Origin of the sequence: Sinanaerobacter chloroacetimidivorans (assembly GCF_018128545.1) — a bacterium.
GTDB lineage: Bacteria > Bacillota > Clostridia > Peptostreptococcales > Anaerovoracaceae > Sinanaerobacter > Sinanaerobacter chloroacetimidivorans.
Genome location: NZ_JAGSND010000035.1, coordinates 1 through 12,577, shown reverse-complemented (window position 1 = coordinate 12,577; position 12,577 = coordinate 1). Strand labels below are relative to the sequence as shown.

The 12,577-nt window shown below is 40.4% G+C and carries 15 protein-coding genes; 5 read left to right on the top strand and 10 right to left on the bottom strand.

Going from position 1 to position 12,577, the window contains the following annotated elements; all coding sequences use genetic code 11:
• Positions 1 to 126 precede the first annotated feature (126 nt).
• Positions 127 to 387, bottom strand: a complete 261-nt coding sequence (locus tag KCX82_RS22410; RefSeq protein ID WP_227020665.1) for a GlsB/YeaQ/YmgE family stress response membrane protein — start codon at positions 385 to 387, stop codon at positions 127 to 129.
• A 204-nt stretch (positions 388 to 591) separates the two neighbouring features.
• Between KCX82_RS22410 and KCX82_RS22405 the strand changes: the two genes are divergently transcribed.
• From KCX82_RS22405 to KCX82_RS22395, 3 genes are all read left to right on the top strand, one after another.
• Entirely contained in the window at positions 592 to 1,161 is a 570-nt protein-coding gene (locus KCX82_RS22405; RefSeq protein ID WP_227020664.1) for a hypothetical protein, read from the top strand.
• Between the two features lie 202 nt (positions 1,162 to 1,363).
• Positions 1,364 to 1,576, top strand: coding sequence for a hypothetical protein (locus KCX82_RS22400; RefSeq protein WP_227020663.1), 213 nt, complete (start codon positions 1,364 to 1,366; stop codon positions 1,574 to 1,576).
• Positions 1,577 to 1,598: 22 nt separating this feature from the next.
• On the top strand, positions 1,599 to 2,144 hold the full coding sequence (locus tag KCX82_RS22395) for a histidine phosphatase family protein (protein WP_227020662.1): 546 nt from the start codon (positions 1,599 to 1,601) through the stop codon (positions 2,142 to 2,144).
• A gap of 78 nt (positions 2,145 to 2,222) precedes the next feature.
• Here the strand turns inward: KCX82_RS22395 and KCX82_RS22390 are convergent, their stop codons facing one another.
• Both KCX82_RS22390 and KCX82_RS22385 read right to left on the bottom strand, forming a co-directional pair.
• Complete coding sequence (locus tag KCX82_RS22390) at positions 2,223 to 3,809, bottom strand: ATP-binding protein (protein WP_227020661.1); 1,587 nt, start codon at positions 3,807 to 3,809, stop codon at positions 2,223 to 2,225.
• Complete coding sequence (locus KCX82_RS22385; protein WP_227020660.1) at positions 3,806 to 4,516, bottom strand: response regulator; 711 nt, start codon at positions 4,514 to 4,516, stop codon at positions 3,806 to 3,808. Before KCX82_RS22385 ends, KCX82_RS22390 begins: the two co-directional genes overlap by 4 nt.
• Before the next feature lie 309 nt (positions 4,517 to 4,825).
• Between KCX82_RS22385 and KCX82_RS22380 the strand changes: the two genes are divergently transcribed.
• Positions 4,826 to 5,611 (top strand): poly-gamma-glutamate hydrolase family protein, encoded by a 786-nt coding sequence (locus KCX82_RS22380; RefSeq protein WP_227020659.1) that lies wholly within the window; start codon positions 4,826 to 4,828, stop codon positions 5,609 to 5,611.
• Between the two features lie 42 nt (positions 5,612 to 5,653).
• Here KCX82_RS22380 and KCX82_RS22375 read toward each other — a convergent pair whose 3' ends face one another.
• From KCX82_RS22375 to KCX82_RS22350, 6 genes are all read right to left on the bottom strand, one after another.
• Entirely contained in the window at positions 5,654 to 6,487 is an 834-nt protein-coding gene (locus tag KCX82_RS22375; protein WP_227020658.1) for a poly-gamma-glutamate hydrolase family protein, read from the bottom strand.
• Between the two features lie 23 nt (positions 6,488 to 6,510).
• Positions 6,511 to 6,732, bottom strand: coding sequence for a hypothetical protein (locus tag KCX82_RS22370; RefSeq protein ID WP_227020657.1), 222 nt, complete (start codon positions 6,730 to 6,732; stop codon positions 6,511 to 6,513).
• Between the two features lie 15 nt (positions 6,733 to 6,747).
• Positions 6,748 to 7,200 (bottom strand): poly-gamma-glutamate biosynthesis protein PgsC, encoded by a 453-nt coding sequence (gene pgsC, locus KCX82_RS22365; RefSeq protein WP_227020656.1) that lies wholly within the window; start codon positions 7,198 to 7,200, stop codon positions 6,748 to 6,750.
• Between the two features lie 64 nt (positions 7,201 to 7,264).
• Positions 7,265 to 8,431 carry a poly-gamma-glutamate synthase PgsB gene (gene pgsB, locus KCX82_RS22360; RefSeq protein WP_227020655.1) on the bottom strand — a complete coding sequence of 389 codons (1,167 nt, stop codon included), beginning with the start codon at positions 8,429 to 8,431 and terminating at the stop codon, positions 7,265 to 7,267.
• A gap of 229 nt (positions 8,432 to 8,660) precedes the next feature.
• A complete protein-coding gene (locus KCX82_RS22355) occupies positions 8,661 to 9,578 on the bottom strand; it encodes a CPBP family intramembrane glutamic endopeptidase (RefSeq protein WP_227020654.1) in 918 nt (305 codons plus the stop codon).
• A complete protein-coding gene (locus KCX82_RS22350; RefSeq protein ID WP_227020653.1) occupies positions 9,565 to 10,149 on the bottom strand; it encodes a TetR/AcrR family transcriptional regulator in 585 nt (194 codons plus the stop codon). The genes KCX82_RS22355 and KCX82_RS22350 overlap by 14 nt, the downstream gene beginning before the upstream one ends.
• A 322-nt stretch (positions 10,150 to 10,471) precedes the next feature.
• On the opposite strand from KCX82_RS22350, the gene KCX82_RS22345 reads away from it, so the two are divergent.
• Positions 10,472 to 11,656, top strand: coding sequence for an aldo/keto reductase (locus tag KCX82_RS22345; protein WP_227020652.1), 1,185 nt, complete (start codon positions 10,472 to 10,474; stop codon positions 11,654 to 11,656).
• Positions 11,657 to 11,680: 24 nt separating this feature from the next.
• Here KCX82_RS22345 and KCX82_RS22340 read toward each other — a convergent pair whose 3' ends face one another.
• On the bottom strand, positions 11,681 to 12,439 hold the full coding sequence (locus tag KCX82_RS22340; RefSeq protein ID WP_227020651.1) for a sulfite exporter TauE/SafE family protein: 759 nt from the start codon (positions 12,437 to 12,439) through the stop codon (positions 11,681 to 11,683).
• Positions 12,440 to 12,577 lie beyond the last annotated feature (138 nt).

Sequence of the window (12,577 nt, the reverse complement as noted above, 5' to 3'; positions counted from 1 at the left end):
GAATGAGTCCTGTTGAATATCGAACTCATTCCCAAGTTGCTGCTTAAATTAACGTCCAACATTTGGGGTGCTGAACAATATTGGTGGTTCCTTTACTTTAAATACTAAACTAAATAAATTCGTGATTTAAGTTACTGCTCTTTTTTTAAAAGCATTGACAATGAACAACAGAACGATAGCTCCGCCGGTTGCAACCAGCAAACTCCATAGATTAAAACCTGTAATGCCAATGCCGCCGACCAGATTCATAACTAGTCCGCCAAGGATACCTCCAATGATTCCAACGATGATATTCTTGGAAGCTCCCATTTCTTTGTTATTGCCGGTAATTTTGCTTGCAATCCATCCGGCAAGTGCTCCAATAATGATCCAACCTATAATACCCATATAAAGACCTCCTTTTCAAATTTAGTATTTTCAAAATATAGATTTTCATACAAATAATTTAAACACTTATTTCGTAGCAGCAAACAGAGAAAGTTATGACCTAAACGATAGGCTTCTCCATATTTCACATTACAATATCAAAACCATATTATATTAATAATAAATATTATAAAAAATGTTTTAGTTAATAAGGAGATGGTCAATATGATTCATAAATTTCAAGACATCGGACAACAGCGGGAGTGCTATACATTTCAAGAAATAAATATTTTAAAAAATATGATAACATTATGGACGAATTATGCCATGTGGACGAGATCACTTCTGATCAGTACGGTATTAAATTTACCGGAAAGCCAAGTTATCAGAAATCGAGTGTATGATCTTCCTGCAGAATTTTATTCCATATTAAGAGTTTTCTATGGGGATAGTATCGCTCAGCAGTTTTTTAATTATTTTCAGCGTTATATCATCATCCAGGCAAATTTAATAAACGCCCTTTCGAGCAATGATCAAGATACCGCCAATATCCATACTCAGGAGCTGTACCAAAACGCTGATGAAATTGCGGCCTTTCTCGGGCAATTCCCCTATTGGGATGAAAGTCAGTGGAAGCAATACTTATATCAAGATATCAATATGTATCTGGAAGAAGCCCGGGCCTTTATGACAGGCGAATATGAGAGAGAAATCGGCATTTACGACAGAATATTAATTAATGCTGGAAATATAGGAGAATACATGACCAGAGGGATTCTTGGATTTGCCAGATAAATGACAATGAAAGCACATATCTCTTTTCTTTTTCATAGCATATAGGATGCCGAACTATGAAGGGAGGTATCCATTATGGGCTGTCCACAATTACAGTCTGATTTTTACTATGATTATAATTCGAATTACTATGATTGTAATTCAGATTACTATAATTCGGATTACTACGATTGTAATTCTGATTACTATAGTTCGAATTACTATGATTGTAATTCTGATTACTATAGTTCGAATTACTATGATTGTAATTTTAATTATGATGATTATAGCGATTATAATTATCAAAATGACTATTACTGCAATCCCCAATGCTTCTAGGAATGCTTTAAAGATGAATGCGGCACCATCAGGTGCAGCCTTAGTAACGATTGATATAATTCTTGCGTCCACCCTGCTGGTGGGCGCTTTTATCTGAAAAACATGGAAGGAGGATTGTTTTGAATCATTCTTTACTTGATTTATTGAGAAACGGAGACTATATACTATATGCCAGGCACGGAGAAGCCACAGTCGGAGAAGATCAGCCAAATTTAAATTTACAACGCTGCATTACTCAAAGAAATCTTTCCGAAACAGGAAGAAACGAAGCAATTTACTTTGGTGAGGTTCTCCGTACGTTGCAAATTCCTGTTAGTTATCCCATCATAGTCAGTCCTTTTTGCAGAACGATTGAAACGGCAGAGCTGGCTTTTGGATGGGAAAATATTCAAATCGATCCATTTTGGTCAGAAATTTATAATTTGAGCGGAGATTTATCTGCTCCTGAACAAAAAAGAATTCTGGACTCTCTGCAGTCAGAATTAGAGATCAAACCTGCTCCGGGAAGCAATAAAGTTATTATTGCTCACGGCTTCCCGGAAGGGATTGGCTTAGGTGAAATTCCCAATATGGGAACTGTCATTATCAAGCCTTTAGGCCAGGGAAACGGCTTTGAGGTCATCGCTAAATTATCCTTGGCAGATTTGTCGGGTTTCGTGGTTTAGTGATTAGCGGTCAGGAATTTAGTGATTAGCGGTCAGGGGTTTAGTAATTAGCGGGTCAGGGGTTTGGTGATTAGCGATTTAGCGGGTTTCATTAGGTTTTGGGTCAAAGGCAGGAAAGCTGATATGAAAAATTGTACCCTTTCCTAACTGGCTGGTCACATCAATGCTTCCGTTCTGCAGCTGAACCAGTTTTTTCACAATCACCAGCCCCAGGCCGCTCCCTTTTTCTCCCATATGTTCCTCACGCTGATTCTTGATCCGATAAAACCTCTCCCAGATTCGAGTCAGGTCTTCGGGTGCTATGCCTGCGCCGTTATCCTCAATGCTCAATGCCACTTTTCCTTGACAAGATTCCACTTCAACTCGGATGATTCCGTTCTCCGTAGCTCTGATTGCGTTTTTCAGCAGATTTCTGATCACCTGCTCCAGCCGGTCGGCATCTCCTAGCATGATAGCTTTTTCACTTTTGATATCCACAAAAATTGACGTGTTTGCACGGTTTGCCACAGGCTCCATGGACATGGCCACGCCATGGGCCAGGGCATTTAAGTCTACAGGAAGTTTTTCAACCGTTATATTGCCGCTCTCCAGACGGCTTAACTCCAGGATGTCATCCACCAGCCTGTTAATATGGATCGTTTGCGTATAAATGGTATTCAAATACCGCTCCCGTAAAGCGTCATCCTGCACGATGCCGTCACGAATCGCTTCGACAAAACCCTGCACCGAAGTGAGCGGGGTTCGCAATTCATGGGAGATCTCAGCAAATAAACGAGTCCTTTCTTCCTCCATCCTGCCGCTTTCCGCTTGGATTTTCTGCTGTCTTTCTGCCAGCTTGTCAAGCTGACCGCCAAGAACATTGATTTCCTCCAGGGGCAGTTCCTTGCATTGAGGCACATAACTTCCTCTGCAGATTTCGGCCGCAGTGGCAGCCAAACGGGAAATCGGCCTTGAAATGCATACCGCCAAATAAACAGAAATAATAATGATAAATAAAAGAAGAACCATTCCCCCGCTAACCATATACAAATGCATTTTGCTTAAACTCAAATCAAAGTTGGATGAGCTGGTTTCCAGCAAGATGCCGTTGTGAAGGGCCTCATCGTTATCCCCCATGGGAACCACAGCGGCAAAAACGGGCTGTCCGGTATCCTTTTCTATCGTTTGAAGCGTAGCAACGGATCCTTTTTTAAACAGTTTCAGGTACTTGTCCTCTATCCTGCTGCCAGGCACCATTTCCTGTTCTGCCGAGATGGCAGTGATTTTTCCCTCTATATCAAAAATAGTAATTTTAGCGTCGTAGATATCTGCCAAATACTTCAATAAGTCCTGCTGTCCCCGGTTCTGACTGCCTGTCTGCTGATCAGGAGGCAGACTCCACCCCTTATCTGTCTGTTCGAGCAAAGCAAAATTAACCCGTTTGGCTTCGCGCAGCAGCTCCTGTTGGATTTCACTATAGATTACCTGTTTCACCATAAAGTTGGAAAACATCACAAGGACAATCAGCACAATTGCAAAAGCCGTTACATTGGTAAACAAGATTCTGGTGTAAAGATTCTTATTAAATTGTTCCTGAATAAAGTGTTTTGTGCTGATCCAAAATTTATGCAGGTAATAGATTCCCCATTGAAGTTTTATCAATCCCTGCTGCAGATATGTATTCACAGCGCTGTTTCTCCTTCTTTGACAGGAGGTGTAAACTGGTATCCTACACCCCATACGGTTGTTAAGTACTCAAACGGCAAAGATGCCAGTTTGATCCTCAATCTGCGAATGTGCACATCTATCGTTCGTTGGTCACCGAAAAAATCATATCCCCAGACAGCTGCCAAAAGCTTCTCCCTGCTGAAGACCCTGCGTGGATTCTGAGCCAGAAAATAGAGCAAATCATATTCTCTGGGAGTAACGATAATTTCTTCACCATCCACTAAAATAGTTCTGGTATCACCCAAGATTTCCAAACCGGGATATTTCAATTTCCAGGCAGCAGCTTCCTCCATCGGCTGAGTACGGCGTAGCACTGCTTTAATTCTAGCTACCAATTCCCTTGGACTGAACGGTTTGGCAACGTAGTCATCCGCCCCCATCTCCAGTCCCAGAATACGGTCTGCTTCTTCTCCCTTAGCGGTAAGCATAATAATGGGAATCATTCGGGTCTCCCTTAGATTTCTGCATAGGGTAAGACCGTCCTGGCCCGGAAGCATAATGTCCAGAATCACCAAGTCAGGATTTTCTCTGTCAAATACGGAAAGAACCAAATCACCGTCGCTTATACCTATAACTTTAAACCCTTCCCTTTCTCCATATAATTTAACGAGTTCTAATACATTCTGGTCATCATCAACCAGTAAAACCTTACCTAAATAGGACATGTCCGCCCCCCTTTTCAATACCCCCAACGGTACTCCGCGAATCTTGAGCTATTGGGTCGAAACCAACAACCTCATTAACATTATAAGTTGGCAGTCTTTCCATGTCAACATTGCGAAGGTATGAGAAAAAGGAATATCCTTCCATATACTCCCTTTGAAAACAATTGTACAGGAGATTTATTAACAAATAGTTACCAAACTATGAAAGTATTTTTCGAAAATATGAAGAAATGTTACAGCGATTGTCAATGAAACAAAATTCGATATAATAGAGATAAGATCCATCAAAAATGCGAGTGAGTTAATGATATGATTAGAAAATTATTATACGTTTTTTACAGCTTTATACGGCTTATTGTCTGCTTTTGTCTGATTATTTTAATCATCTCCGTGACATTCAGCAATGCTTCTGACAGGATTTACGACAATCCGGAAAAATCAAAAAATCCCAGATCCGGCAGCCTTAAGGAGCTTTCCTTGAAGGTTTCGGAGATATCTCAAAAGGATATCTCCCATGCGATAAAAAGCACGGGCTATAGAATGAAAACAAATGTGACTGATTTCGGCGACTATAAAATTGAAGCCAACGTAACAGACTCGGATATTATCGTCATCGCGATACATGGAGGGAAAATTGAAAGAGGTACTACCGAATTGGCCTATGCCTTATCTTCCCGTAATAATTACAACTATTACTCCTATTTGGGTGTTAAGAGTGGGGGCAACTTAAATCTGCATGTTGCTTCCGATAAATTCGAGGAGCCTACCGCCTTGGAAATGGTTTCGAAATCGAATATAACCTTATCCATCCATGGATGTGCAGGTTCGGAAGAATTCACTTATATCGGAGGTCTGGACACGGAATTGGGAAATAAAATAAAAGAATCACTGACAAAGTATGGTTTTACCGTATCAGATGCACCAAAAAATCTGGCAGGCATATCGCCGGACAACATCGTGAATAAGAATAGAAATGAATCAGGCATACAGATAGAACTGTCCCAGGGCTTGCGGACACAGTTTTTATCCGGCGGCAGCGATGAACTAGAAAGCTATGTTAACGCCATCAGCGAGGCGATCAACGATGTGCAATAAACAGAGCAAAGGGCCCGTATGTCGGGCCCTTTAAGTTTCGGGTTATTCTTCTGCGTTTTCAATTAATTCCTTAGGAGTCTTGGCCCCTTTTTTCAAAATATCCTTTACTTTTTTGTCAAAGTTCGGCTTAAAGGGATTATACTTGTCCAAAAATCCATTGCCGTTCGGCTTTATAATTTTCTGAAGCTGGGATGCTACCAAAGGCCAGCTTTCGCTTAACGCTTCATTGACAGCACCTGAATAATCACTCAACGTACCCGGATCCGCAGCAAATTTATCTCGTAATCCTTTGGAAAGAGCGATCTGAACACCGCCGATCTGATAATTGTTAAACAATTTATTCTGATTTACGATATTGCTGTCCATGATTCCTGCAATACGACTGGGGACGTTTAAAGTCTTTACATCATACCCCTCAGCTGCCAGATGCAGTTTGATCAATTCCGCCAGCAGCTTGTTCTGACCGCCGATATAGGTGGTCTCTCCGTTTCCTGCGGCTCCGATAACGGAAACCGTGTAATCAGAGTCTCGAACCAAGCTGGCAGCTTCTGGTTCATCAAAATCCACAGCCCTTAAAAAAAGGCTCTCATTACCGGAGGGTTTTGTCCCTTCAAAGAAATAGGTGTTATACCCTCCGTATCCCCCCAGGGCTTCCACCAATTCTGAAGTGCCTCTTTCAATGCCCCCTCCGTGGATTGCCAAAATTGTTGTGCTGCTGCCGGTATTAGACACGTTGATGCTATAGTCCGCAGGATCTTCTGCGGCAGCTAATTCGTTAAAGCTGTGGTAGCCTGCTGTAAAGGCATAAGCGCTGGTACTGATACCGAACAGGAATAATATGGCAACAGCCAAAATTCTAATCATTTCTTTTTTCATACTGATCTTTCTCCTTTCTTAACTCACTGCATCAGATAATCCGCCGCAAGAGCCAATACGGTCAATCCAGCTACTACAAGCATCTGATGACTGGTATTTCTCTTGCTGATTTTAACAAGGTACAGGCATTTTTCTTTCAGTGTCAAAGCATGAAACCCCGGAAGAACTTCACGATGACTGTTTTCCCTTGCAGCAGGTTCTATGTACAGGCCCTGCGTGTTTTGTCCTAGCCCGAAAATGTTCATTTTACACCCCCTTTCTTATATCTGGATCTGTAATAAAATTACACACCCATACGTTAAAGCAGTCAGCAGACCTGTGCTCAAAAACGTTGTTGTCAAACCTTGCCGCTGTATTGTGTTAGCCAATAGACCAGGTACAATGATTCCTACTGCCGCCAAACCGGCGACATCCACAAACTGAAACGGAATCATGATTTTGATGAGATACTGTAACACGATTGCCACCGTTATCATGGAAGCAAACTTTCTTTTACCGTATAGAATCGTAATTTTACTCACTCCGAAGGAAACGATTATATAGGTCAAAATACTGATTAGAAATGTTAAAAAAATAGATTGAGGCTGTTCTAAAAGTAAAGCCAGATATCCAGGTACCACAAGACCGGCTGGTAAAACTCCTGTTATTTCTGTAAATAGCAAACTCAAAATTACGCCTAAAAGGATCACTGTGTCAATATTCGTAAGCTGCAACGATTTACCTCCTTTAACTATATCTTCGAAAGCAATTGCGGTCTTGATCCGTTTCCGGATAAAGTTATTCCTGAATGATAAGATCAACTAGTTCCTGCCCTCCGCCGTGAATGTTGCCAACACCAAAAATCATTCTGTTGGAAAAATAATCCTTGATCAATTTATAAACTTCATGAGGAGGAAGCCCTTCCGCATTAATGTACTTTTTAGGCGATATTTTTTTCGTATTTACGCCTTCGGTAACCGGTGTAACGGCCTTGCCCATCGCTACGAGAATATCAATCTTCATATTCGACAGGACATCTTCAGCAAGCTGCAAGGTTCTGTCCACGCGGTCCGACCGGCAATTAATGATTATCATAGGATTTTCCGTTGAATAGCCGATAGAGGAAATATGCTTCCAGATCATGTTAATTGAATTAGGATCATTGGCGGCAAAACCGTTTACGAAATAAGCTGGATTTTTATCATCCAGAGAATAGATCATCAATGCCCCCGGATCGGGATTGGCCCTTAACATTCCCCTCAAGGCCATTTCCTGACCTATGTTCAGCGCTTTCGCTACAGCCATCGCAATGGCAATGTTTTCCGGGAAAAGGATATATCTGAATTTTTCCAGATAACGCTCCGGAATTTCCTTTTCATCGGCAATCACTAACCGGCAGTTTCTTTTCTCCGCCTCTTTCGCAAAATAATCATTATAACAGCTTTCACTGATAATGAGCGTCCCGTTCTGCGGTATCGTGGAAGTAAAGGACTCGGCAATAAAATCCAAAGTCGGGCCGCACAAATCCATATGATCTTCACGGACATTGACAATAACACCGATATTTGCCTTTACAAGCTTGTCCTGAAACGTGATTTGATAATCAGGATTTACGGCCATGCACTCTGTTACGAAAGCAGAAGCACCAAGCTTGGCCGCTTTTTTCATGACAGTTTTTTGCTCTATGATATTGGGGCCCAGACGTCCCCGCTTGATGGGTTCTTCTTCTTCCTTGTCCCAGTAAAGAATTCTTGCACTTGTTCCCGTCGTTTTCCCAACAACCTCCATTCCAGCCTCTTTTAAAATACTGGTAATCAGTCTGGTTGCAGTGGATTTTCCTCTTGTCCCGTTTACATTGATTCTCACATGGAATTGGCTCAAGTTTTTATTATGTTTGATTTGTTCATAAACCCCTAAGAGAAAAACGAAAACCATCAGGGCTATGGCGTACTGCAACTTTATCACTCCTTTCTTTCTTGCCTTTCTTTCAATGAATTTACAATAACACCCCTTTTAAGATCATTATACGGAATCAATATGAACAAACATTTTCTGAAATGGGAATAATTATTACTAAATTTTGAATAATTGTTACCAAAATACCACCGACGAATCCTGAAAATATAAAAAGCCGCGACGGTTCAAAACCATCGCGGCTGCGTTTTTATTTTATGAGATTATACCATTAAGAACACTATTTAAAAATGAATTTATTATTTACGGTTTTCACCAAATGATAATCATTTATGGACTGTGCCGACATGCGAAATGTATTCTTATGTCGTGCTCCGCTTTTCCAGTATATAAAAAGAACAATCAGAAACGATACTGTCTGAGCAATAGAGATTCGGACCACTTGTAATTCATCCGCACCAGAGGTTGTTACAATATGTAAAACGTTAATGATGGTATTATTGAAAAAATGGTCAGCCATAGGCATCCAAAGTGAACCGGTAATTTTAGTCAGTAAACAGAATTTTGCCCCTGTGATCCCTGTTGTTAATATAAGCATGAGTGCAAACATAGAAGCCTCTACCGCACTCATTTTTCCGTCTAATAGATTGCGTACAGGAGCTGCAACATGCCAAACTCCAAAGAGGACGGAGGATAAAACAATTGCTTTATTAAAGGAATATTTCATTTCTGCAAGCTTAATAAACAAGCCACGAAAGACACCTTCTTCCATAGCTACATTAATAAGGTTTCCAATAATGCAAAAAGAGAAAAACATAAGGCTTGTTTGATTACCCAGATTGCCATCTATAGCATAGCTTGTCACATACAACCGTAAAGTAGGGCTGTTGCCACCTGAAAACTGTGTAAAGAACTCGATTCCATAGGCGATAATGAACATAGAAATACCGAGCAGCAACCCATATAATGTATGTTTTCCTGCTGACTTACCTATAAATCCTACTTCAGGAAACTTGAATGAGAAATGCCGTATTGCCAACAAAAGCATAAGGATTCCGGCCAATTTGTGTATGAATGCTTCACCGAAAATGCTTTGATCAGTACGGATGAACATGTATTCAATTGCTCTGAACATAAAGCATATCAAGTAAATGAATATTATCGCCTGTATCGGCTGCCACTGCTTATTTTCTTTCATTTTGAATCCCTTCTAAAAATATCTGAAAAGCCATTAGCAACTGTTCACCAAGGCCATCATTTTCAGTACCGGTGCTCCAACTTAGCAAAGCTCCCAAATAAATCTGTAATGCAGTTCGGGCCATGATAGCAGGTGGAATTGTCGATGTGAATTCACCCGATTGCTGTCCTTTTTCGAATAATGGAATCATAGCCTCCGCTTTCGCCATGAGACCGCCTTTGTTTGATTCAGTGGTATTTGTAGTAAGAAACCGCTGTAATGCCAGCCTCATCTGCGTTCGGTTTCCATCCATTGAATCCCCTATCTCTTTCACCAGGGCCAGTATTCGCGGAGCATATGGTCCGGGCTTATCATTTAAAATTTTAAGCTCGTTAAAAAATAAAGACTTTTGAAACTTAATCAGCAGCTCTTCCTTTGCTTTAAAATAATTAAAAAATGTTCCCTTGGCCACACCTGCCATTTCCGTAATTTCGGCAACAGTTGTTGCCTCATATCCTTTTTCAGAAAAAAGGCAAATGGCGGCATCAATAATTCGATTGACTGTCTCCTGCTTTTTTTCCTCTCTTTTCACCAATCTAACCTCCTTACTTTAAGGATTCTATCATAAAAGGCAACGCCGTATTCAAGCCTTTGCGTTCATTATACCATAGGTTCAAATGGTAAAACAAATAAAAATGACTTTCAGTATAATTTATAACAGAATTTATCAAAAATTTTTAAATAAATCACTGAAATATGTTGATAGTATAAAGGAATATAAATTATGACCGTTGGTATAAAACAAAGTTGACCTTCGGTCATATTCTGTTTATAATATAGTTGATAATCCAATTCGTTAGAAAATAAAATCGATGAAAGAAATCCTGTACTTTCCATAAATGAAGGAGAATGCCATGCAATACCGTTTAGATCCGAAATCGGGAAACAAATTATCAATTCTCGGCTTTGGCTGTATGAGATTTCCTAGAAATCTGAGTCAAATTGATTTAAATAAAACTGAGAAGCTGATTTTGAAGGCGATAGAAAACGGAGTCAACTATTTTGATACTGCCTATATTTACGGCGGGAGCGAGGAAGCTTTCGGCACCATATTGCATAAAAACAACATCAGAGACAAGATTTTTATTGCAACAAAACTGCCTTACGTAAAATGCCAGCGTTATGAGGATCTTGATACCTTGTTTCATACACAGCTGGAACGGCTGCATACCGATTATATCGACTACTATTTGATTCACAATTTATCTGATGCGAAGAATTGGGAACGGCTTTGTGAGATGGGCATCAAGGAATGGATTGCGGAAAAGAAAGATACCGGGGAAATCAGGCAAATCGGGTTTTCATTTCACGGAACGTACGATGAGTTTTTATCCCTGCTCGATGCATACGATTGGGATTTCTGCCAGATACAGTACAACTATGTAAATACACATTATCAAGCAGGCACAGCCGGTCTGCGGAAAGCAGCCGAAAAAGGAATACCTGTCATCATTATGGAACCCCTGCTGGGCGGAAAGCTTGCAAATGGGCTGCCGCAAAAAGCAGTTAGTCTGTTTAAAAATGCCGACGTCAGGTTGACGCCTGCGGCGTGGGCGTTCAGATGGCTTTGGAATCAGAAGGAGGTTTCCGTTGTCCTGTCAGGCATGAATGACGATGCACAACTCAACGAGAATCTCGAGCTGGCGGACAATTCCCTGCCCGGCATGCTTACAAATGATGAAAACAAAATATATGATGCGGTTACGGAAGCTTTTCGCGCTTCCTATAAGATCCCTTGCACCGGTTGCAATTACTGCATGCCCTGCCCTCAGAACATTAACATCCCCGCATGCTTCTCCGCTTATAACATGTCTTATACCGTAGGATTTTTGTCCGGAATACAACAATATATTACAAGCACGGGCTCTACAAATCCAAATGCAAATCACTCTCCGAGCAACTGCATAAAATGCGGGAAATGTGAGAAACACTGCCCGCAGCATATACAAATCAGAGATTCATTAAATACTGTAACCAAGCGCATGGAACCTTTCTGGTTTAAGAGTGCACTGAAACTTTTTGTAAAGCTAAGAGGGTAGTGCTTGCGGACGGTTTGGAGGAATTCAATATTTCGTGGCAACAACAGTCCATATTGTTTTTATAACAATACTGAATCCGCCAATTATAAACATACTAATTATAATAAATCGAACGGTTTCTTCGCGCAGCTTTCGATCTATTTTCGCCCCTGTATAAAGTCCTGCAACAACACCCGGAATAGCCAATATAGCCAACAGCAGGATATCCGTTGTCATGATGCCGCTGGCAAAATATGTGATCATTCGAACTATATTATCAAAGGCAAAAGCAAAACATAGATTCCCCCTGAATTCATTACGATTGCATGAAGTTCGTTCGATATAAGCGATAATAAATAGGTTGATTCCATATAATCCAGAAGTTACTCCGGAACAAAAACATACAAATGCCATTACAAGCTTATTGTTCTTTGCCTTGGTATTTTTTTTTCTGATCAGCATCTCAATTCCAATTAGAATAACAACGATTCCCAAGCTGATTTTCAATGTCCAGGAGGTAGCATATTTTAACAGCAGTGTACCGGGTACTATACCAATCAGGAGGAATATTGCAATAAATAGAACCTTTTTAATAGAAAAAAATTGACGATTGATCCATGCCATATAAGCATTGATTGGTGCACTGATCAAAAGGTTTGCAGGCGATATCAGTCTATTTTCCAAGAACATTGATAAAGACGGATTTAAAATTAGCGGATCACCAAACCCGGCGATTCCTTTTATAAAAAAGCTCACAAAGTAAATAACGAAAATTGCTATATAGTATGAGGTTTCGATTCCCATTGCATTTCCTTTTTGTTTGTTTATATATTACCATAATCCAATAATAAAATATTTGTGCGTTAATATAAGTGAGGCACCTTTTCCCATTTCTCAAATTGGTCAGGATCATGGGAGAACCATATCTCAGCATCATATTTC